Source organism: Saccharothrix stipae, assembly GCF_054781895.1.
This window is the reverse complement of sequence record NZ_BAAGTN010000002.1, coordinates 502,347-522,705: the sequence shown is the minus strand read 5'-3', so window position 1 is coordinate 522,705 and position 20,359 is coordinate 502,347. Positions and strand designations below refer to the sequence as shown.

Sequence of the window (20,359 nt, the reverse complement as noted above, 5' to 3'; positions counted from 1 at the left end):
CGCGCCAAGATCCTCCCCAGGTCGTACCGGCCCGTGCTACCCCGGACCGACGCCTGTCGACGTCGTCGCTTCCTACCGTCGTGGCGTTCGCGTCACGAGGAGGAGTTGTGCCCACATCCCTGCGGCTCGCGGTCGCCGAGTTCCGCAACCGGCCCGGCCGTGCCGTGCTGCCCGGTGTCGCCCTGGTGGTCGGCGTCGCGTGCCTGCTGGCCGCCCTGATGCTCAGCGACGCGATGGTCCGCGCCACCGACGAGGGCGCGCCCACCGTGCCCGCCGGGGTCGACCTCGTCGTCCGCCCACCGGTCCACGCCGACATCCCGGTCCTCGACCAGGCGACCGCCGACCGGGTGGCGCAGGTCGCCGGGGTGACGCTGGCGCAGCCGATCCGCGAGGTCCGCGCCGACCTGCTGCTCGACGGCGGCCGGGCGAACGACCGCCGCGCCACCGCCGACATCGAGCCGGACCGCGCCGACCTGCACCGCGTGCCGATCCTGGAGGGCCGCTCGCCCGGCTCGGACGGCGAGATCGCGGTCGACCGGGTCACCGCCCACGAGCACGGCCTGCTGCCGGGCACGTCGGTCAAGCTCGCCGACGCGGCGGGCAAGCCGGTGGACGTGGTGGTCCGGGGCATCACCAAGCGCGGCTCGCTCGGCGAGGAGCCGATGATCGTCGTCGGCGAGCGCCTGGCCGCCAAGCTCGGCGGCACGCCCCGGGTCGAGGCGATCTACGTGCTCGGCGGCGACCGCGCCGCCGTCGCGCAGGCCGCGGGCGGGAACTCCCGGGTGGACACCAGGGCGGCGATCGCCGCGGAACCGGCCGACAACGACCTGGCGGTCGTGCTGCTGCCGTTCAGCATCCTGGCGCTGGCCACGTCCGTCTTCGTCGCCTCGGCCACCTACCGCGCCGTCTACGCGCAACGCCAGCGGCACACCGCCCTGCTGCGCTGCCTCGGCGCGCACCGAGGCCCGCTGGTCTGGGCGAACCTCCTCGAAGCGCTGGTCACCGGCGTCGCCGCGGGTGCGGCCGGCGCGGTGCTCGGCGGGTCGGTGGCGTGGCTGCTGGCCAGGCTGTTCGACGGCACCGGCCTGTCCGCGCTGCTCGGCGCGGTGGAGCTGAGCCCCGCGCTGCTGCCCACGGTCGGCCAGCTGGTGATCGGCGTCGTCACCGCCGCCACGCTCAGCGCGTTCGCCGCGGTCCGGCCCGCGCTGTCCGCCGCACGCATCTCGCCGCTCGCCGCGCTGCGGACGTCCGAAGGCCAGACACCGGACCAGGCCGTGGTGCGCCGTCGGCGGGTCCTCGGCATCGCGCTGGTCGCCACCGCGGCGGGCATGGCCGCCCTGGCGGTGCTCGCCGGGCCGTCGCTGGTGTCGATCTTCCTGGTCCTGTTCTCCGGCATCACCGCCGTGTTCGGCCTGTTCGGCGTGCTCGGGCCGGTCGTGGTGCCCGCGCTGGGCCGGATCTTCGGCTCGGTGGCGAGCCGCTTCGGCGGCGCGCAGTGGAAGCTGGCCGCGGCCGAGGTGCGGCGGGTGCCGCAGCGGTCCGCGTCGGTGGCGATGCCGCTGCTCCTGGCCGCCGCCATGGTCACGTTCTTCGCCGTCACGGTGGGTTCGGCACAACGCATGGAGGACGAGATCAGCAACGAGCCGCGGCCCGACGCCGTGGTGTCGGACGCGGGCGGGCGGGCGCTCGCCGGCGGCGTCGGCGCGGCGGCCAACCGACCGGAGGCGGCCGGCGCGGTCGTCGTGCACGGCCTCGACGTGCCGCAGGAGGACGAGGACGGAGACACGTTCCCGACGCAGGTCGTCGGCGCCGACCCCGACCGCATGCGCGAGTGGCTGACCAGGCAGAACGTGGACGCCGCCGGCTTCACCCACGGCACCGTGCTGCTCAACGAGTGGTACGCCGAGCGGTTCGGCGCGCAACGGGGCCGGCCCTTCACCGTCGAGGGGCTGCCCGGCGGGCCGCGCACGGCCACGTTCGTCGGCACGTTCACCGGCTCGCTGCTCGACGACGCCGACGTGGTGCTGCCCGACCCCGACCTGGCGCCCCCGTCGAAGGTGCTGGTCACGCTCAAGCCCGGCGCGGACCCGGCCGCCTACCAGGCGGGGGTGCGGGCGGCGCTGGCCGACTCACCCACCGTTCTGGTGAACACGAAGGCCGAGACCAGCGCGCAGAACCAGCGCTACCTCGACCTGGGGATGGTGATGCTGATGGTGCTGATGGGGCTGTCCGTCGCGGTCGCGGTGACCGGCATCGGGACCGCGTTGACGATCTCCGTGCAGGAACGGCGCAAGGAGCTGGCACTGCGGCGCGCGCTCGGCGTGACCAAGGGCGGGCTGCAAGGCGGCGTGGTGGCCGAAGCGGTGCTGTTGGCGCTGGTGGGAGTGCTGGGCGGCGGTCTGTTCGGCCTCCTCGACGCCGAGCTCACGTTGGCCGCGCTCGGGGTGTTCATGTGGCCGACCGCGGCCGTGGCGCCGTTGCTGTTCGGCGGCGTCGGCGTGGTGGTCCTCGCGGTGCTCGCGGCGTTCGGTCCGGCCCGCGGCGCGTCGCGGATCAGGCCCGCCGCCGGACTCGCCGCCGGCTGAAACGTGACCCGGGTTCCGGCGGTGTGCCGGTGGAAGGTCGTAGTCTGCGTACATGCGGCGGATCATGGGAACCGAAGTCGAGTACGGCATCTCGGTGCCGGGTGACGCCACGGCGAACCCGGTGCTCACCTCGACGCAGGTCGTGCTGGCGTACGCGGCGGCCGCCGACATACCGCGGGCGCGCCGGGCGCGCTGGGACTACGAGGTCGAATCGCCGCTGCGCGACGCGCGCGGCTTCGACCTCGGCACGCCCGGCGGCCACCCCGGCGACAGCGACGTGGAGGACCTGGGCGCGGCCAACGTCATCCTCACCAACGGCGCGCGCCTGTACGTCGACCACGCGCACCCCGAGTACTCCGCGCCCGAGGTCACCAACGCGCGCGACGCGGTGATCTGGGACAAGGCGGGGGAGCGGGTGATGGAGGAGGCCGCGATGCGCGCGGCCACCGTCCCCGGCCAGCCCCGGCTCCAGCTGTACAAGAACAACGTCGACGGCAAGGGCGCCAGCTACGGCACCCACGAGAACTACCTGATGCAGCGCAGCACGCCGTTCACCGCGGTGATCTCCGGGCTCACGCCGTTCTTCGCGTCCCGCCAGGTCGTGGTCGGCTCCGGCCGCGTCGGCATCGGCTCGGCGGGCGAGGAGGCCGGCTACCAGCTGTCCCAGCGCTCCGACTACATCGAGGTCGAGGTCGGGCTGGAGACCACGCTCAAGCGCGGCATCATCAACACCCGCGACGAGCCGCACGCCGACGCGGACAAGTACCGCCGGCTGCACGTGATCATCGGCGACGCCAACCTCGCCGAGTACTCCACCTACATCAAGTGCGGCTCCACGTCGCTGGTGCTCGACATGATCGAGGCCGGCCGCCGGTTCGACGACCTGCGGTTGCAGGAGCCCGTCCGGGCGGTGCACCAGATCAGCCACGACCCCACGCTCAAGACCAAGGTCGAGCTGTCCAACGGTCGCAAGTTCACCGGGTTGGACCTGCAGTTCGCCTACTACGAGCGCGCCTCCGCGTTCGTCGAGCAGGAGGGCTACGGCGACCGGGACGTGCTGCGCGTGTGGGGCGAGGTGCTCGACGCGCTGGCCCGCGACCCGCAGGAGTGCGCCGACCGGCTCGACTGGGTGGCGAAGCTGCGGTTGCTCGAAGGTTATCGCGCCCGCGACGGCCTGGCCTGGGGCTCGCCCCGGCTGTCGCTGGTCGACCTGCAGTACTCCGACGTGCGGCTCGACAAGGGCCTGTACAACCGGCTGGTGGCGCGCGGCTCGATGAAACGCCTGGTCAGCGAGGAGGAGGTGCGCGCGGCCATCCTCGCGCCGCCGGAGGACACCCGCGCCTACTTCCGCGGCCGCTGCCTGGAGCGCTACCCCACTTCGGTGGCCGCCGCGTCGTGGGATTCGGTGATCTTCGACCTGGGTCGGGAATCACTCGTCCGGATCCCCACCCTGGAGCCCCTGCGCGGCACGAAAGCGCACGTCGGGGCCCTGCTGGAGGCCTCGGACACGGCCGAGCAACTGGTGGAGGCGCTGACCAGGGGCTGATCAACAGACCCGAGTGGCAGGCGCAGGATGTCGTACCTGGTGGGTAGTGTTTAACTCGCAGGACCCGAAGACCGGGAGGTCGACATGGCCCAGGAACAGGTTCAGCGCCAAGGCGGCGGTGACGGCGACGAGAACGGCGACGGCGCGGCGGGCGCCGGCCAGGAACGCCGGGAGAAGCTCGGCGAGGACGTCGACGCCATCCTCGACGAGATCGACGACGTGCTTGAAGAGAACGCCGAGGACTTCGTCCGCGCGTACGTGCAAAAGGGCGGCGAGTAAGAAGCCGCCGGCGGGACAGGAGAAGAACGCACACATGGACCACAGCTCGACCGGGCACTACCCGGCCGCGTCGCTGCCCCCGGCCTACCTCAGGCCGGGGTCGTCGTCGTTCACCGATTTCCTCCGCGCCCAGGCCCCCGAACTGCTGCCGTCGAGCCGCACCCTGCCCGAGGGCAGCGCGGTGCAGGCACCGCACGGCACGACCATCGTCGCCCTCACGTTCAAGGGCGGCGTGGTGATCGCGGGCGACCGGCGCGCCACGATGGGCAACGTGATCGCCCAGCGCGACATGAAGAAGGTGTTCATCACCGACGACTACTCGGCGGTGGGCATCGCGGGCACGGCGGGCATCGCGGTCGAGATCGTCCGGCTCTACGCGGTCGAGCTCCGCCACTACGAGAAGATCGAGGGCGTCTCGCTGTCGCTGGACGGCAAGGCGAACCGGCTCTCGGCGATGATCAAGGGCAACCTGGACGCCGCGCTGGCGGGCCTCGCGGTCGTGCCGCTGTTCGCGGGGTTCGACACCGACGCGCCCGAGTCCGACCGCGCGGGCCGCATCGTGTCCTACGACGTGACCGGCGGGCGCTACGAGGAGTCGCAGGGCTACCAGGCCGTGGGCTCGGGCTCGCTGTTCGCGAAGTCGGCGCTGAAGAAGCTCTACGACCCGGACGCGGACGCGGAGCGGGCCACCAGGACCGCGATCGAGGCGCTGTACGACGCGGCCGACGACGATTCCGGCACCGGCGGCCCGGACGTGATCCGCAAGATCTACCCGGTCGTCGTGACGATCACCGCCGACGGCGCGGCGCACATGACCGACGAGCAGACCGCCACGCTGGCCGAGTCGGTCGTCGAAGGCCGTCGGATCAGGCCGGCGGGCTGAGCGCCGTGCCGACCCCCATCCCCACCCGCATCCGCCGAGCCCGGGAGCCGCAGCAGTGACGATGCCGTTGTACGCCTCACCCGAGCAGATCCTCCGCGACCGCGCGGAGTACGCCCGGAAGGGCATCGCCCGAGGCCGGAGCGTCGTCGTGCTCCGGTACGCCGACGGCGTGCTGTTCGTGGCGGAGAACCCCTCCGCCACCCTGCACAAGGTGTCCGAGATCTACGACCGCATCGCGTTCGCCGCGGTCGGCCGCTACAGCGAGTTCGAGAACCTGCGCCAGGCGGGCATCCGGTTCGCCGACATCCGCGGGTACCAGAACGACCCGCGCGACGTGACGGGCCGGTCGCTGGCGAACGTGTACGCCCAGACCCTGGGCTCGATCTTCGCCGAGCAGATCAAGCCGCTGGAGGTGGAACTCTGCGTGGCCGAGGTGGGCACCGAACCCGAGCAGGACACGCTGTACCGCCTCACCTACGACGGCTCGATCTTCGAAGAGCCGCAGTACGCCGTGATGGGCGGCCAGGCCGAGGCGACGGGCACGGCGTTGAAGGACGCCTACACCGAGTCCCAGCCGCTGGCCGACGCCGTGCGCACGGCGGTGCAGGCCCTCAGCGCCGGCAGCACCACCACCGGCAACGGCAAGCCGGACCTCCTCGACCGCGGCAAGCTGGAGGTCGCGGTCCTGGAGCGCTCCCGGCCGCGGCGCGCGTTCCGGCGCATCACCGGCGCCGCTCTGGCGGCCCTGCTCCCCGGTGACGACCCGGCGCCCGCCGAGGCCGAGGCCGAGGAGCCGCCCGCCAAGGGCGGCAAGAAGAAGCCGGTGACGGACGTGAACCTGCCGCCGAACGACGACAAGGCGTAGATTCCGCACCCGACCGCGAAGGCCCCCGGCACACCGCCGGGGGCCTTCGTCGCGCTACAGGAAGATCTTGACCAGCTGGTCGTGCCCCTCGGGGTCGCGCAGCACCACCTGGTTGCCCGCGCGCAGCTCCGAGTCGATGAACTCGTAGACCAGCAACGCCCGGTTGACCAGGTCGACCTTCTTGAGGCCGGTCCGCTCCTGCAACTTGCCCAACGCCTCCACCGCCTCCGCGATGAGCGCGACGTTGACCCGGTCCGCCACGGCAGGTTTGTCCGACGCGACCCGCTCGATCGACGACATGGCGCACCCCGCTCCCCGTTGTTCCACCCCAGCATTGCACCATCTGTGCGAATCCGCCACAGATTCGGTGGTGAAAGTGTGGACACGGGGAGTGTTCGAGTGGCACGATCAACTTGCGAGTTCACGCGGCGCCTCGAACCGAGGGCGTGGTGGTCGGCCGGCGATCGTGGGGGTGACAGCCGGCCCATCACGACAACCCTGGTTCCTCCGACGTGCTGCACCTACCGGGGTGCAGGGGGGAGGGGCAAGAAAGGCGCCTCGCATGAGTATCGCAACGCCGGAACCGGGCACGCCCGGAACCGACAACCCGGCGGGCTGGGGCGACCCGACCCGCGAAGCGCGAGTGCGCGTGGAGAAGTCGGGTCTCAAGGTTGAAGTGGCCGTGCCCTCCAACCAAGCGCCCCGCCTCCTGCACGCGGCTGTGCTGGCACTGGTGATGAGCGGGGTGATCCTCGGCCCCGTGCTCACGCTCAGGGCGGTCCCGGTGGACTTCCCGGTGTGGGCGACGGTCGGCTTGATCGCCGGTCAGATCGGTCTGTTCGGGCTGGTCGCGATGATCGCGCGACGTGCGTCCTGGTCGGGAGAGAGGACCCGGGGGCGGGGCTGACGCGGCGAAGGGGCACTCGGGAGAGTGCCCCTTTCGCGTGTCTCAGGCGTGTCTCAGGCGTGGGCCAGCGGTGACGGCAGGTCGGTGAAGTCCTTCGTGCGCTCCAACGAGGTCAGCACGGCGAGCAGGTCGGCCGGCGGCGCGGTGAGCTTGCGGGCGTCCAGGTCAAGCCACCCCGCGGTGGTCACGACGGTGGCGGCGGTGCGGCCGTCCGCCCTGATGATCCTGTTGTGCAGGCGGAACCGCGCGCCGTCCGACGCGAGACCGGCCAGGCGCAGCTCCACCACGATCGGGTCGAGCAGGCGCATCTCGGCGCGGTACCGGATGTCGTCGCCGTGGGAGACCGGGCCGATGCGGCGGGCGGCGAACTCGGTGACCGGGAAGCTCGCCGAGGCGAAGTACTGCATCCGGTTGTCCTCGGCCGCGTCCAGGTACGCGGTGGTGCGCATGTGGCCGTTCTGGTCGACGTCCGGCCAGCGCACGTGGGTGGTGCTGGTGAAGGGCATGCGTCGAGTATGCGTACCCCCACCGGCACCACCCGCCGGTCACCCGGTCAAGCGACCGCCTCGGCCAGCAACCGGCTCGTGCGCTCACGCACCGAAGGCGTGTCCAGCCCGCGCACCACCACCGTGGTCCGCCGCCGGAGCACGTCGTCCACCTCGGTCGCCCACTCGTAGCGCTGAGCGTGCGCCACCTGCGCCCAGATGTCCGGCCCGTCCGGGTGCACCCGGTCCAGCAACGACGGGTCGTCCAACGCCAGCGCCAGCACCTCGTGGCTCACCGTGCCGTAGTGCGTGGCCAGGTGCCGGAGCACGTCGTGCGGCACCGACGGCAGCTCACGGCCCAACTGCGCGCTCACCCGCTCGGGCAGCGCCGCGCCCGGCAACGCCGCCGGCACGCCGTCGAACGCGTGCGACAGGTCGCGTCCCAGCGCCTCGCCGACCCGGGCCAGCACCGACGCGCCGATGCGCCGGAACGTGGTCCACTTGCCGCCCGCCACGCTGATCATCCCGCCGCGCCCGCGGGTGATCACCGTCTCGCGCTTGGCGTGGCTGGTGTCGCCGGACCCGCCGTCACCCGGACCTCGGGGCAGCACCCGCAGCCCGGCGAACGTGTACGCCAACCGCGACCGGTCCAACGCCGACGAGACGATCCCGACCGACGCCTCGCCGAGGATCTGGTCGATGTCGGCCTGCGAGCACCGCACGTCGGCCGGGTCGCCCTCGTAGGCCTCGTCGGTGGTGCCCAGCAGGAGCTGCCCCTCCCACGGGATGGCGAACGACACCCGCACGTCGTCCACCGGGATGGTCATCGCCGCACGCCACGGCGTGTCCGTCTTGAGCACCAGGTGCGAGCCCTTGGACAGCCGGATGCTCGGCGCGGCCGACGCGTCCTCCATCCGCCGCAACACGTCCAGCCACGGTCCGGTCGCGTTGACCACCGCGGAGGCGTCCAACCCGAACGCCGAACCGTCCACGCGGTCGCGCAGCTCGACACCGGTCACCAGCCCGCCGCGCTTGCGCATCCCCACCACCTCGACGTGGTTGAGCAGCACCGCACCGGCCTCGGCCGCCGCACGCGCCGCCGTGATGGCCACGCGTGCGTCGTTCATCTGGTGGTCGTAGTAGAGCGCCGCGCCGCGCAGCCCTTCCGTGCGCAGGTGCGGCACGTGCTCGACGGCCCGCCGCGCCGACAGCACCTTGCCCACGCCGTCGCCGAACCCGGACAGCGCCGAGTACAGCACCACGCCCGCGCCCAGCACGGACCGCGAGTGCGGCCCGCCCCGGTACACCGGCACCAGGAACGGCAGCGGCCGGACCAGGTGCGGCGCCAGGCGGTCGCCCAACGCGCGCCGCTCGGCGTGGTTCTCCCGCACCATCGGCACCGCGCCCGGACCCATCGCCAGGTACCGCAGGCCGCCGTGCACGAGCTTGGACGACGCGCTGGACGTGGCACTCGCGAAGTCCCCCGCCTCCACCAGCGCCACCCGCAGGCCCGACCGAGCCGCCGCCCACGTGGTGGCGATGCCCAGCGCGCCGCCACCGATCACCACCAGGTCGAAGGCGCCGTGTCCCAACGCCTCGCGCGCCCTGGCCCGTTGCTCACTCATCGTTGTCGTCCTCGTCGATCCAGCCGACGGTCCGCTCGACCGCCTTCTTCCACTTGCGGTAGCCCTTGTCGCGCGTCTTCGCGTCCATGGTCGGCAGCCACTCGGCGGCCTTGTGCCAGTTCTCGCGCAGGGACTCGGTGTCCGACCAGTAGCCGACCGCGAGGCCCGCCGCGTAGGCCGCGCCCAGGCACGTGGTCTCGGCGACGATCGGCCGCACCACCGGCACGTCCAGCACGTCGGACAGGAAGCCCATGAGCAGGTTGTTGGCCGTCATGCCGCCGTCGACCTTCAACGCCACCAGCTCGACGCCGGAGTCGGCGTTCATCGCGTCCACGACCTCGCGGGTCTGCCACGCGGTCGCCTCCAGCACCGCGCGGGCGATGTGGCCCTTGTCGATGTAGCCGGTCAGGCCGGCGATGACGCCGCGCGCGTCCGACCGCCAGTGCGGCGCGAACAGGCCGGAGAACGCGGGCACGAAGTACGCGCCGCCGTTGTCCTCGACCGACCTGGCCAGCGTCTCGATCTCGGGTGCGCTGGAGATCAGCCCCATCTTGTCCCGGAACCACTGCACCAGCGCGCCGGTCACCGCGATGGCGCCTTCCAGCGCGTACGCGGCCGGCTGGTCGCCGATCTTGTAGCCGACCGTGGTGAGCAGGCCGTTCTCCGAGACGACCGGCTTGTCGCCGGTGTTGACCAGCAGGAAGCTGCCGGTGCCGTAGGTGCACTTGCCCTCGCCGGGCGAGTAGCAGGTCTGGCCGAACAGCGCCGCCTGCTGGTCGCCGAGCGCGGAGGCCACCGGGACGCCCTCCAGCGTGCCGGTGGCGTGGCCGTAGACCTCGGCGGAGGAGCGGATCTCGGGCAGCATCGCCTTGGGCACGCCGATCGCGTCGACCAGCTCGTCGTCCCAGTCCAGCGTCTCCAGGTTCATCAGCATGGTGCGGCTGGCGTTGGTGACGTCGGTGACGTGGCGGCCGGTGAGCTTCCAGATCAGCCAGGTGTCCATGGTGCCGAACAGCACCTCGCCGCGTTCGCCCCGCTCGCGCAGGCCGTCGACGTGGTCGAGCAGCCAGCGGACCTTGGGTCCGGAGAAGTAGGTGGCCAGCGGCAGGCCGCACTTGTCCCGGAACCGGTTCTGCTCGCCGAGTTCCTTGACCAGCTGGTCGGTGCGGGTGTCCTGCCAGACGATGGCGTTGTGCACCGGCTTGCCGGTGGCCTTGTCCCACACCAGCGTGGTCTCGCGCTGGTTGGTGATGCCGACGGCGGCCAGGTCGTGCACGGTCAGCGAGGCCTTCTGCAACGCGCCGTGCACGACGTCGAGCACGTTGGCCCAGATCTCCTCGGCGTCGTGCTCGACCCAGCCGGGCCGGGGGAAGATCTGCCGGTGCTCCTTCTGCGACACGGACACGATCCCGCCCCCGTGGTCGAAGACGATGCAGCGGGAGGACGTGGTGCCCTGGTCGATGGCTGCCACGAAAGAACGGGCGGAGTAGGTGCTCACGGGGTGCTCCTCAGCTGGCCACAGGACGGCGGTTCAAGACGGCGATTTCAGAAGACGGCGATGTCGACCAGACCGGCACATGCTCCACCGATCAGCGGACCGACCACGGGGATCCAGGCGTAACCCCAGTCCGATCCACCCTTTCCGGGGATCGGCAGGACGGCGTGCGCGAGGCGGGGACCGAGGTCGCGCGCGGGGTTGATGGCGTAGCCGGTGGGCCCGCCCAGGGACATGCCGATGCCGACGACCAGCAGTGCGACGATCAGCACGCCGGTGCCGGAGGTCTCCAGGCCCTTGGTCTGGCCGGTCGCCAGGATGACGAACACCAGCACGAACGTGGCGATGACCTCGGTGGTCAGGTTCTGCGCGCGGTGCCGGACCTCGGGGCCGGTGGCGAAGATGCCGAGCACCTCGCCGGTGTTGGCGCGGAACTGGCCGAGGTAGGCGAGGTAGCACAGCACCGCGCCGGTGAACGCGCCGAGGAACTGGGCGAGCAGGTAGAGCGGGACGGTGCTCCAGTCGCCGTTGTGGATGGCCAGGCCGAGGGTGACGGCCGGGTTGAGGTGGGCGCCGGACAGCGGTGCGACCGCGTAGGCGCCCGCGAGCACCGCGAAGCCCCAGCCGAACGTGATCACCGCCCAGCCCGCGCCGTGGGACTTCGACTTCGCCAACACCACGCCCGCGACGACGCCGTTGCCCAGCAGCAACAGCAGTGCGGTGCCCAGGAACTCACCGATGAAGATCGACTGGTTGGTCATCCACGCGCCCTCTCTGGCCTGAATGCCGTTCGACAATGTCGTACGGTGCGCGTGAATCCTGTGCCGACGCTCACAAGATGTCAACCCTCCCGGAACGTCCGCTTTACCAGGGGATGGCGCCGAGCTCGCGCGAGATGGAGCGCGCGGCCTCGCGGACGTAGGACACGAGCTCGGTGCGCGGCTGCTTGCGCCCGTCGCACAACCGCTCGACGGGGCCGGATATCCCGACCGCGCCGACGGTCACCGCCCGGCGGTCCCGGATGGGCGCGGCCAGCGACACCTCGCCCTCGACCAGCTCCTCCACCTCGGAGGCCCAGCCGCGCTGCCTGACCTGCTCCAACGCGTCACCGAGCCGGTCGGGGTCGGTGATCGTGGCGGCCGTGTAGGCCTTGAGGGGCTCGTCGTCGGTGAGGCCGACGGGGTCGTCGGCGAGCAGCACCTTGCCCAACGCGCTGGCGTGCGAGGGCAGCAGGGCGCCGACCTCCAGGACCTGGCGCGAGTTGTCCGGGCGGAACACGTGGTGCACGACCAGTACCTGGTTCTCGTGCAGGGTGCCGATGCGGACGCTCTCCATGCTGCGCGAGGCCAGCGAGTCCGACCAGTTCAGCGCACGGGTGCGCAGCTCGTTGCCGTCGAGGTAGCTGCTGCCGATGTGGAACAGCGCCGCGCCGAGCTGGTACTTGCCGGTGTCCGGCGACTGCTCGACGAACCCGACCAGCTGCAACGTCCTGAGGATGCCGTGGACGGTCGGTTTGGGCAGCTCAAGGGCGCGGGCGAGTTCCGCGACCCCCATCCGCCGCGCACCACTGGCCAGCAGGCGCAACACCGCGGCTGCCCGTTCGATGGACTGGATGGGTCCCGGCACGAGAGCACTCTAGCGCGTGATCGTTCGACCATGTCGAACTGCGCGCGGGTCGGCCTCGTGCCGAACCGCGCGCGGCCGAACCCGTCGGCGCGTCACCCGACCGGCTGGACCGATGGGCCGCGTTGGGCCGTTCGGAGCAAACTCCCCGAGGGGGTGGCCTACGAGAGGAGTCGAGAATGAGGACCCGAGTGCTCGCCGCGGTGGGTGCGGTCGTGGTGGCCGTGCTGACGCCCGCGACCGCGACCGCGAACGCCGGTGGGATGACGGTGGTGGCCCAGGGCCTGGACAACCCCCGCGGCCTGGCGTTCGGCCCGGACGGCGGGTTGTACGTCGCGGAGTCCGGCCGGGGCGGTGCCGGGCCGTGCTTCCCCGGTCCGGAGGGCGGCGACGTGTGCTTCGGCGACTCCGGCGCCATCACCAGGATCGCCGGGGGCGCCCAGAACCGGGTGCTCACCGGTCTGCCCTCGATCGCCGCGCCGGACGGTTCCGGCGCGATCGGCCCGAGCGACGTCGACCCGCAAGGCGGCGGCCGGTTCTACTTCACCGTCGGCCTCGGGGCGGACCCCGCCGTGCGCGCCGGGCTGCCGGCACTCGGCCAGGAGGCGTCCGCCTGGCTGCTCGCCGGCGGTCACCACGGCGGGTGGAAGCAGGTGGCCGACATCGGCGCGTACGAGGCGCGGGTGAACCCGGACGGCGGCCTGCCGGACACCAACCCCAACTCGGTGCTCGCCACGCCGCGCGGCCAGGTCGTCGCCGACGCGGGCGGCAACGCCCTGCTCGGCGTCACCCAGCACGGCATCTCGACGCTGGCGGTCTTCGGCGACCGCACGATCGACGGTCAGCCGGTGCAGTCGGTGCCGACCTCGGTCGTGCTCGGTCGGGACCACGCCCTCTACGTCGGCGAGCTGACCGGCTTTCCGTTCCCGCCCGGTCAGGCCCGCGTGCACCGCGTCGGGCCGGGCGGCGCCGCCACGGTGTTCGCCACCGGCTTCACCAACATCATCGACGTCGGCTTCGACCACCGGGGCCGGCTCTACGTGCTGGAGATCGCGCACAACGGCCTGCTCTCCGGTGACCCGACCGGCGCGCTGATCCGGGTCGAGCGCGACGGCTCGCACACGGTCGTCGCGTCGGAGGGGCTGGTCATGCCCGGCGGCCTGGCGATCCGCGACGGCGCGGCCTACGTCTCCAACTGCGGCGTGTGCCCCGGAGGTGGCACCGTCGTGCGCATCCCCCTCGGCTGACCGGTCCGGGTCCGGCCGCGCGTCGGGCGCGGCCGGACCGCCGGGCCGTCGGCTAGAGGTCCAGCGACCAGGTCTGGGCCTCGACGTCACGGCCGAACAGGCGCTCGGGCGTGCTCTTCTCGACGGTGAAGCCGACCTTCTCGTAGATGTGCCGCGACGCGGCCAACCCGGCCACGGTCCACAGCACCATCCGCTCGTACCCGGCCCGGCGGGCGAAGCGGAGGCACTCGTCGACCAGTCGCGCGCCGATGCCCAGGCCCCGGGCGGCCGGCTCGACCAGCAGCAGGCGCAGCTTGGCGGTGCGGTCGTCGACCCGAGTGCAGAAGATCGACCCCACCGGCTCACCGTCGACCTCGGCGATCCACGCCGCCTCGCGGTCGGGGTAGAGGTGCTGCGCGTACTCGCCCGCGACCCGCGCCACCAGGGCTTCGAAGGTCTGGTCGAAACCGCACTCCTCCGCGTACCGCACGCCGTGCCGCTGCACCACCCACCCCAGGTCGCCGGGCCGCAACGGGCGCAGCAGGTACGCCCTGGGCGTGCCGGTGAGCAGGCGTTCGATCTTGCGCATCGAGGCGACCAACCCGACCCGGTCGGCTGGCGGCACCCGTTCCAGCAGCGCGCCGATCTCGGCGTCGGACCGGGCGTTCAGCTCGGCGAACACCGACTCGCCGCGCGGGGTGAGGGCCACGACGTGACGGCGCGCATCGCGCTCGGACAGCGTGCGGGTGACCAGGCCGTCGCGGTCGAAGCCGGTGAGGATGCGGCTGAGGTAGCCCGCGTCCAGGTTCAGCGAGGTGCGCAGGTCGGGCACCTCGCACGGGCCCGCCGCCACCTCGAACAGCACCCGCACCTCGGTCAACGAGTACGGCGAGGACAGGTAGCCGCGGTCGAGCAGGCCGATCACGCCGGTGTAGAAGCGGTTGAACGCGCGGACGTCCGCGACCGTCATCGTTGACTCCTCCAACGAAACCGTTGACTGAGTCAACCTTAGCCCTGTGGTCGGTAGATGGCCAAGGCCGCCGGCCGGGAGCGGAACTCGAACGTGGACCCAATGGGGCCGACCTCGCCGTCCGTCGCGATCGCCACCGCACCGCCCAGCAGTCGCACGTCCAGCCACCGCGTCTCCAGGTGCCGGTAGGTCCGGCTGCGGTGCAGGGAGCCGAGCAGGGCGCCGAGGAAGAACCGCGCCCGCGAGAACCGGGTGTCGGCACGGATGTACCGGACGTCCATCAGGCCCGCGTCGAGGGCGGGGCGCATGGTCGGCGCGAAGCCCTTCGGCCGGTAGGGGCCGTTGCCGACGAACAGCATCCACACCAGCTGCGGCTCGCCGTTCAGCTCGACCCGCATCGGCCGCGACGTGCGCAGCACCCGGGCCAGTGCGATGGCCGCCGCCGGCCACTTGCCCCACCTGTCCTGCAACTGGTCCCGCAGCCGCACCATGTCGGGGTAGCCGCCGAGGCTCGCGGTGTTGACGAACCAGCGCGGCCCGGCGCCGTCCACGGACACGGCCGCCAGGTCCACCAGCACGCCGTCACCGTCCGCGACCGCCCGCGCGGCGTCGTCCAACCCCTGCACGCCCACGTCCCGCGCGAAGTGGTTCAACGTCCCGGCGGGCACGAGCACCAGCGGCAGCCGGTGCGCCGCCGCCAGGGCCGCGACGGACGCCACCGACCCGTCACCGCCCGCCACCCCCAGCGCGTGCGGAGCGTGATCGGCGATCACGGTGTCGAGATCCTCGATTCCCACGATCGTGGCCTTCGGCCATTCCGCCAGGATCCGCTCGGTCGGGTCGTCGCCGCCCAGCCCGGCACTCGGGTTCACCACCACGACCATGCCCTCGCCGTCGACCAGGGCGTCCAACGCCCGGTGCTCTCGCGCCGACGCGGGCTCGGTCCGCCCCAGCGGCCACCAACGCCTGGTCAGCAGGGCCGCGCCGACCCCGATCGCGGCGCCCGCGGCCACGTCGGACGGCCAGTGCACGCCCGTGTGCACCCGCGAGTACGCCACCGCGGCCGCGACCGGCGCGACCGCCGCGGCCAGCGCGGGCGACTCCATCGCCAGCGCCGTGGTGAACGCCGCCGCCGACGCCGCGTGCCCGGACGGGAACGACGACGACGTGGGACGCCTGGTCAGCCGCCGGGGCGTGAGCAGCAGTTCGGCCGCCGGCCTGCGGCGCGGGAACAGGCGCTTCGCGACCAGGCTCGCGCTGAAGCTCGCGCCCCCGATCGCCGCCACCCCGCGCAACGCCGCACGCCGCGTCACCCCTTTGCGCGCGGCCAGGACACCCGCCACCACGAGCCACAACACGCTGTGGTTGGCCACGCGTGACAATCTCTTCATACCGGCGTCCACCGGGGAGGCGCGCAACGCCCCGGAACGCCTCATCATGGCCAGGTCCAGGCGGTTCACTCGTCGGAGCACACTCGAACGTTATCCGCGAAATCGGTGCGACGCCCGATTGGATCACTGAGGAAAGCTCCGAATGCGCCTACTGTTGAGGGATGCAGCGGCGGATCTTCGGCATTGAGACTGAGTTCGGGGTGACCTGCACCTTCCACGGGCAGCGCAGGCTGTCCCCGGATGAGGTCGCGCGTTATCTGTTCCGCCGGGTCGTCTCGTGGGGACGCTCGTCGAACGTCTTCCTGCGCAACGGCTCTCGGCTCTACCTGGACGTGGGCTCGCACCCGGAGTACGCGACCGCGGAGTGCGACGACCTCGTGCAGCTCGTGACGCACGACAAGGCTGGTGAGCGGATCCTCGAAGACCTGCTCGTCGACGCCGAGCGCAGGCTCGCCGACGAGGGCATCGGGGGAGACATCTTCCTGTTCAAGAACAACACCGACTCCGCGGGCAACTCCTACGGTTGCCACGAGAACTACCTGGTCGCGCGGGCGGGGGAGTTCTCCCGCATCGCCGACGTCCTGCTGCCGTTCCTGGTGACCCGGCAGCTCATCTGCGGCGCGGGCAAGGTGCTCCAGACGCCGCGCGGGGCGGTCTACTGCCTGTCGCAGCGGGCCGAGCACATCTGGGAGGGCGTGTCCAGCGCCACCACCCGGTCGCGCCCGATCATCAACACCCGCGACGAGCCGCACGCCGACGCCGAGCGCTACCGCAGGCTCCACGTCATCGTCGGCGACTCGAACATGTCCGAGGTGACCACGCTGCTCAAGGTGGGCAGCGCCAACCTCGTGCTGGAGATGATCGAGCAGGGCGTCCAGTTCCGCGACTTCAGCCTGGACAACCCGATCCGCGCCATCCGCGAGATCAGCCACGACCTGACCGGCAGGCGCACCGTGCGGCTGGCGGGCGGCAAGGAGGCCTCGGCGCTGGACATCCAGCGCGAGTACTACGAGCGCGCGGTCGAGCACGTGGCCAAGCGCGCGCCCGACCCGATGGCGGAGCGGGTGCTGGAGCTGTGGGGCCGCACGTTGGACGCGATCGAGGCCGAGGACCTGTCCAAGATCGACCGCGAGATCGACTGGGCCATCAAGTACCGGCTGATGGAGCGCTACCAGGCCAAGCACGACATGGACCTGTCCAACCCGCGCATCGCCCAGCTCGACCTCGCCTACCACGACATCCGGCGCGGCCGCGGCATCTTCGACCTGCTCCAGCGCAAGGACCAGGTGGAACGGGTCACCGACGACGGCGAGATCGAGGCCGCCAAGGACACCCCGCCGCAGACCACGCGGGCCAAGCTGCGCGGTGACTTCATCGCCGCCGCGCAGGCCGCGGGCCGCGACTTCACCGTCGACTGGGTGCACCTCAAGCTCAACGACCAGGCGCAGCGCACCGTGCTGTGCAAGGACCCGTTCCGCGCGGTGGACGAGCGCGTGGAGCGGCTGATCTCCTCCCTCTAGCGGTCGAAGGCACGGACAGGCCCCGGGTCGGGTGGCCCGGGGCCTTCTCCGGCCCGATTGACAAAACAGATTTTTACGTACAAGATGATTTTTGCCATGAGAGACGTCCTGTACCTGGAGCAGATCGAGCAGGCCGAGGCCCTGCTCAAGCCGCAGCGCATCGAGGTGCTGCGGCAACTGGCCGAGCCGCGGTCGTGCACCGAGGTGGCCGCCGCGCTCGACCAGACCCCGCAGCGGGTCTACTACCACGTGAAACGCCTGGTCGAAGCCGGTCTGGTGACCCAGGTGAACGAACGGCGGGTGCGCGGCATCAACGAGGGCCTGTACCAGGCCAGCGCGCGCTCGTACTGGCTGTCACCGGGGCTGGTCGGCCGGCTCGGGCTGCGCCGCGCGCAGGACGAGCTGAGCCTGGGATACCTGCTGGACCTCGTGGAACGGGTCCAGGCGGACATCGCGGGCCTGGACCGGACCCGGCCCGAGCTGCCGTCGCTGGGCGTGTCCGGCGAGATCCGCGTCCGGCCCGAGCAGCGGCAGCAGTTCTTCGACGACCTGAAGACGACCTTGCAGGACCTGTTCGCCCGCTACGGCGGCGCGGAGGGCGACGCCTTCCGCCTGGCCGTGGCGTGCTACCCGAAGGAGGAGACCGATGAGTGAGACGCTGGTCCTTCGCGCCCGCACCACCGCGCCCGTCGAGCGGGTGCGCCGGGCGCTGACCGACGCGACCGAGCTGAGCACCTGGCTGGCCGAGCACGCGGCGGTCGAGCTGCCCGGCCGGTTCGAGTTCTGGGGCCGGTTCACGCCCGAGGGCGACGTGCCGCGCCAGACGGTGCGGCACGTCGACGACCGCTCCCTGCGGCTCGGCTGGAAGGTCGGCGGCGAGGACACCACCGTCGAGATCACCTGGGCCGCCGAGGACGGCGACACCGTCGTCACGCTCTCGCAGAGCCACTTCCCGGGCTGGGGGGACGTGGCCGTCGTGTCGACCAGCGTGCTCGGCTACCTGGCCACCTACTGGGGCCTGTCGCTGGCCAACCTGGTCGACCACGTCGAAGGCCGACCGCTGACGCCGAAGGTGGACTTCGGCACCACCGAGATGCGCGGCGAGGTGCACATCGACGCACCCGTGGACGCGGTGGCCCACTCGCTGGTCGACGCCGAGCAGTACTCGCGGTGGTTCGGCGCGAAGATCGACATCGAGGCGTGGGAGGGCGGCCGGGTCGCCATGGGCGGCTTCGACCTGAACCCGCGGCCCGCGAAGGTGGTCGACTTCGAGCCCGGCAGGCGGATGGGCGTCGACTGGGGCGGCATGGTGTCGACCTGGGAGCTGGCCGAGTCCGACGGCGGCACCCGGCTGACGTTCGTGCAGAGCGGGTTCGACACCGGACAGCCGCCGTACGGCGCGTGGGCGGGCTGGCTGTCGGGCGTGGCGGAGCTGCGCCGGTTCCACGAGCTGCCCGACTGGCGGCCGATCTGGCTGCAGCCCGACGAGCCCGGCCTGCCCGAGGGCATGCTCACCGACGGCTGAGGCGGACCACCGGCGGCGGGTGGCGCGGGACGCACCCGCCCGACGGGGCCGATCGGCTCGGCAATCGGCTGAATGGACCATTCATCCGCGCCCGCCAACCAGCACGGGTCCAGGTGAGACAGTCCTGACCTGCAAGTTCGGTGACACACACGCGGTGTCCTCTGGAGGAAGGTTTCGCACAGCGCACCCACTAAGGAAAAGTCGATGCCGTCTTCCCCGCTGCTTGACTGGCTGGACGAGTGGGATCTCGTCCTCCGGTCCGGCACCCTGGCCCGCAACTCGCGCTACCTCTACGTGCTCGGCGCCCGGCAGTTCATCGAGTGGGCAACGACCGTCCACCCCGACTTGGCCGAACCCGGCGACATCACCCCGCGGCACGCGCACACGTGGGCCGAGTACCTCAAGGACACACGGCGGCTCGCGAACAGCACGCGCGCCCTGCGCCTGCTGGCGGCCCGACTGTGGCTGGACTACGTCGCCAAACAGGCCGGCAGCGGCCTCGTCGCCAACCCGTTCGCCGGGGTGGAGTTGCCGACACCGGACCAGGTGCCGCCCGACACCGTGCCGGACGCGGAGCTCGCCGCGCTGATCGCCACGTGCAAAGGCGGCGAGTTCGTCGACCTGCGCGACGAGGCGATCATCCGCTTGTTGTTCAACTGCGGCGTCCGCAGCGGCGAGTTGCGGAACCTCGGCCTGGACGACGTCGACCTGGCCAAGCAGGAGGTGAAGGTCACCGGCAAGACCGGCACCCGGCTGGCGCCGTACGACACCAAGACGGCGCTCGCGCTGCGCCGCTACCTGCGGGCCCGCGCCAGGCGCCTCGCAACGGCCCAAGTCGTCACGCCCGCGCTGTTCGTGGCCTACCGCATGACTCGCAGAAGCGGTGCGTCGAGGTTGAGCGCCGACGGCCTGTGCTACATCGTCTACCAGCGCTGCGACCGGGCCGGGATCCCGCGGCGCCGGCCGCACCATCTGCGCCACACGTGGGCGGACGACATGCTCGCCAGCGGCCTACAGGAGGGCGACCTCGCCCGACTGGGGGGCTGGTCCCCGAACTCGCGGATGCCGAGGTGGTACGGCTCGGCGAACGCCGATCGGCGGGCGCGTGACGCGGCACGCACGCTGTCCCGGGGTGACCGGGTATGAGCGGCCGGGACACGAGCATCGAGGACGCGGAGTGCCAGTGCTCGCTGATCGAGCGGTGCGCTCTGTGCAAGCGGTCGGGAGCGGCGACGAGCGCGTACGACGACGGGCTCGACCACATCTGCGGGCACGTCCGGAACCGGTGTGCCGGTTGCGGGGTGTGCCGCAGTTGTGACGGCTGCTACTGCGACGAGGACTACGACGACGGACCGCCGCGGCGGACCATGGCGGACAACCTGCGGTACTTCGGGCTCGGCTACTACCGAGACGACGACTGATCGGGTGACAGTG

Annotated in this window: 20 protein-coding genes; 12 read left to right on the top strand and 8 right to left on the bottom strand. The window is 71.9% G+C overall.

All coding sequences use genetic code 11. From position 1 onward, the window contains the following. Positions 1-107 precede the first annotated feature (107 nt). From ACYVLT_RS05340 to prcA, 5 genes are all read left to right on the top strand, one after another. Positions 108-2,585: an FtsX-like permease family protein gene (locus ACYVLT_RS05340; RefSeq protein WP_461118966.1), complete on the top strand. Its 2,478-nt coding sequence runs from the start codon at positions 108-110 to the stop codon at positions 2,583-2,585. A 52-nt stretch (positions 2,586-2,637) separates the two neighbouring features. Next, on the top strand, positions 2,638-4,131 hold the full coding sequence (gene dop, locus ACYVLT_RS05335; protein WP_461118965.1) for a depupylase/deamidase Dop: 1,494 nt from the start codon (positions 2,638-2,640) through the stop codon (positions 4,129-4,131). Positions 4,132-4,215: 84 nt separating this feature from the next. Beyond that, on the top strand, positions 4,216-4,410 hold the full coding sequence (locus tag ACYVLT_RS05330; protein ID WP_053716644.1) for a ubiquitin-like protein Pup: 195 nt from the start codon (positions 4,216-4,218) through the stop codon (positions 4,408-4,410). Positions 4,411-4,444: 34 nt separating this feature from the next. After that, the gene (gene prcB, locus ACYVLT_RS05325; RefSeq protein WP_461118964.1) at positions 4,445-5,293 is read left to right on the top strand and encodes a proteasome subunit beta; all 849 of its coding nucleotides are present in this window, start codon (positions 4,445-4,447) and stop codon (positions 5,291-5,293) included. Positions 5,294-5,348: 55 nt separating this feature from the next. Next, a complete protein-coding gene (gene prcA / locus ACYVLT_RS05320) occupies positions 5,349-6,158 on the top strand; it encodes a proteasome subunit alpha (protein ID WP_461118963.1) in 810 nt (269 codons plus the stop codon). A gap of 54 nt (positions 6,159-6,212) precedes the next feature. Here prcA and ACYVLT_RS05315 read toward each other — a convergent pair whose 3' ends face one another. After that, a complete protein-coding gene (locus tag ACYVLT_RS05315) occupies positions 6,213-6,458 on the bottom strand; it encodes a hypothetical protein (RefSeq protein WP_461118962.1) in 246 nt (81 codons plus the stop codon). A 262-nt stretch (positions 6,459-6,720) separates the two neighbouring features. Here ACYVLT_RS05315 and ACYVLT_RS05310 point away from each other — a divergent pair, with 262 nt between their 5' ends. Beyond that, the gene (locus ACYVLT_RS05310) at positions 6,721-7,065 is read left to right on the top strand and encodes a hypothetical protein (protein WP_461118961.1); all 345 of its coding nucleotides are present in this window, start codon (positions 6,721-6,723) and stop codon (positions 7,063-7,065) included. Between the two features lie 53 nt (positions 7,066-7,118). On the opposite strand, the gene ACYVLT_RS05305 is transcribed toward ACYVLT_RS05310, so the two are convergent. From ACYVLT_RS05305 to ACYVLT_RS05285, 5 genes are all read right to left on the bottom strand, one after another. Then, on the bottom strand, positions 7,119-7,571 hold the full coding sequence (locus tag ACYVLT_RS05305; protein WP_461118960.1) for an acyl-CoA thioesterase: 453 nt from the start codon (positions 7,569-7,571) through the stop codon (positions 7,119-7,121). 47 nt (positions 7,572-7,618) lie between these two features. Further along, positions 7,619-9,175: a glycerol-3-phosphate dehydrogenase/oxidase gene (locus tag ACYVLT_RS05300; protein ID WP_461118959.1), complete on the bottom strand. Its 1,557-nt coding sequence runs from the start codon at positions 9,173-9,175 to the stop codon at positions 7,619-7,621. Then, positions 9,168-10,673 (bottom strand): glycerol kinase GlpK, encoded by a 1,506-nt coding sequence (gene glpK / locus ACYVLT_RS05295; RefSeq protein WP_461118958.1) that lies wholly within the window; start codon positions 10,671-10,673, stop codon positions 9,168-9,170. Before glpK ends, ACYVLT_RS05300 begins: the two co-directional genes overlap by 8 nt. Before the next feature lie 47 nt (positions 10,674-10,720). Beyond that, positions 10,721-11,431, bottom strand: a complete 711-nt coding sequence (locus tag ACYVLT_RS05290) for an MIP/aquaporin family protein (protein ID WP_461118957.1) — start codon at positions 11,429-11,431, stop codon at positions 10,721-10,723. A gap of 103 nt (positions 11,432-11,534) precedes the next feature. Next, positions 11,535-12,296 (bottom strand): IclR family transcriptional regulator, encoded by a 762-nt coding sequence (locus tag ACYVLT_RS05285; RefSeq protein WP_461118956.1) that lies wholly within the window; start codon positions 12,294-12,296, stop codon positions 11,535-11,537. Positions 12,297-12,472: 176 nt separating this feature from the next. On the opposite strand from ACYVLT_RS05285, the gene ACYVLT_RS05280 reads away from it, so the two are divergent. Further along, positions 12,473-13,540, top strand: a complete 1,068-nt coding sequence (locus ACYVLT_RS05280; RefSeq protein WP_461118955.1) for a ScyD/ScyE family protein — start codon at positions 12,473-12,475, stop codon at positions 13,538-13,540. Positions 13,541-13,592: 52 nt separating this feature from the next. Here the strand turns inward: ACYVLT_RS05280 and ACYVLT_RS05275 are convergent, their stop codons facing one another. Together ACYVLT_RS05275 and ACYVLT_RS05270 are read right to left on the bottom strand one after the other, a co-directional pair. Continuing rightward, a complete protein-coding gene (locus ACYVLT_RS05275; protein ID WP_461118954.1) occupies positions 13,593-14,489 on the bottom strand; it encodes a GNAT family N-acetyltransferase in 897 nt (298 codons plus the stop codon). A 38-nt stretch (positions 14,490-14,527) separates the two neighbouring features. Beyond that, on the bottom strand, positions 14,528-15,961 hold the full coding sequence (locus tag ACYVLT_RS05270) for a phosphatase PAP2 family protein (RefSeq protein WP_461118953.1): 1,434 nt from the start codon (positions 15,959-15,961) through the stop codon (positions 14,528-14,530). Between the two features lie 80 nt (positions 15,962-16,041). Here ACYVLT_RS05270 and pafA point away from each other — a divergent pair, with 80 nt between their 5' ends. The 5 genes from pafA (at position 16,042) to ACYVLT_RS05245 (ending at position 20,346) form a co-directional block, all read left to right on the top strand. Beyond that, a complete protein-coding gene (gene pafA / locus ACYVLT_RS05265; RefSeq protein WP_360447721.1) occupies positions 16,042-17,400 on the top strand; it encodes a Pup--protein ligase in 1,359 nt (452 codons plus the stop codon). A gap of 96 nt (positions 17,401-17,496) precedes the next feature. Next, positions 17,497-18,054: an ArsR/SmtB family transcription factor gene (locus ACYVLT_RS05260; protein ID WP_461118952.1), complete on the top strand. Its 558-nt coding sequence runs from the start codon at positions 17,497-17,499 to the stop codon at positions 18,052-18,054. Further along, positions 18,047-18,925: an SRPBCC domain-containing protein gene (locus tag ACYVLT_RS05255; RefSeq protein ID WP_461118951.1), complete on the top strand. Its 879-nt coding sequence runs from the start codon at positions 18,047-18,049 to the stop codon at positions 18,923-18,925. Before ACYVLT_RS05260 ends, ACYVLT_RS05255 begins: the two co-directional genes overlap by 8 nt. Before the next feature lie 204 nt (positions 18,926-19,129). After that, positions 19,130-20,071 (top strand): tyrosine-type recombinase/integrase, encoded by a 942-nt coding sequence (locus ACYVLT_RS05250; protein WP_461118950.1) that lies wholly within the window; start codon positions 19,130-19,132, stop codon positions 20,069-20,071. Next, positions 20,068-20,346, top strand: a complete 279-nt coding sequence (locus tag ACYVLT_RS05245) for a hypothetical protein (RefSeq protein ID WP_461118949.1) — start codon at positions 20,068-20,070, stop codon at positions 20,344-20,346. The genes ACYVLT_RS05250 and ACYVLT_RS05245 overlap by 4 nt, the downstream gene beginning before the upstream one ends. Positions 20,347-20,359: the final 13 nt, after the last annotated feature.

Coding starts and splice junctions, on each gene's coding strand:
- dop (WP_461118965.1), top strand. CDS start 2,638: ATGCGGCGGATCATGGGAACCGAAGTCGAGTACGGCATCTCGGTGCCG.
- ACYVLT_RS05330 (WP_053716644.1), top strand. CDS start 4,216: ATGGCCCAGGAACAGGTTCAGCGCCAAGGCGGCGGTGACGGCGACGAG.
- prcB (WP_461118964.1), top strand. CDS start 4,445: ATGGACCACAGCTCGACCGGGCACTACCCGGCCGCGTCGCTGCCCCCG.
- ACYVLT_RS05315 (WP_461118962.1), bottom strand. CDS start 6,458: ATGTCGTCGATCGAGCGGGTCGCGTCGGACAAACCTGCCGTGGCGGAC.
- ACYVLT_RS05310 (WP_461118961.1), top strand. CDS start 6,721: ATGAGTATCGCAACGCCGGAACCGGGCACGCCCGGAACCGACAACCCG.
- ACYVLT_RS05305 (WP_461118960.1), bottom strand. CDS start 7,571: ATGCCCTTCACCAGCACCACCCACGTGCGCTGGCCGGACGTCGACCAG.
- ACYVLT_RS05300 (WP_461118959.1), bottom strand. CDS start 9,175: ATGAGTGAGCAACGGGCCAGGGCGCGCGAGGCGTTGGGACACGGCGCC.
- ACYVLT_RS05290 (WP_461118957.1), bottom strand. CDS start 11,431: ATGACCAACCAGTCGATCTTCATCGGTGAGTTCCTGGGCACCGCACTG.
- ACYVLT_RS05280 (WP_461118955.1), top strand. CDS start 12,473: ATGAGGACCCGAGTGCTCGCCGCGGTGGGTGCGGTCGTGGTGGCCGTG.
- ACYVLT_RS05275 (WP_461118954.1), bottom strand. CDS start 14,489: ATGACGGTCGCGGACGTCCGCGCGTTCAACCGCTTCTACACCGGCGTG.
- pafA (WP_360447721.1), top strand. CDS start 16,042: ATGCAGCGGCGGATCTTCGGCATTGAGACTGAGTTCGGGGTGACCTGC.
- ACYVLT_RS05260 (WP_461118952.1), top strand. CDS start 17,497: ATGAGAGACGTCCTGTACCTGGAGCAGATCGAGCAGGCCGAGGCCCTG.
- ACYVLT_RS05255 (WP_461118951.1), top strand. CDS start 18,047: ATGAGTGAGACGCTGGTCCTTCGCGCCCGCACCACCGCGCCCGTCGAG.
- ACYVLT_RS05250 (WP_461118950.1), top strand. CDS start 19,130: ATGCCGTCTTCCCCGCTGCTTGACTGGCTGGACGAGTGGGATCTCGTC.
- ACYVLT_RS05245 (WP_461118949.1), top strand. CDS start 20,068: ATGAGCGGCCGGGACACGAGCATCGAGGACGCGGAGTGCCAGTGCTCG.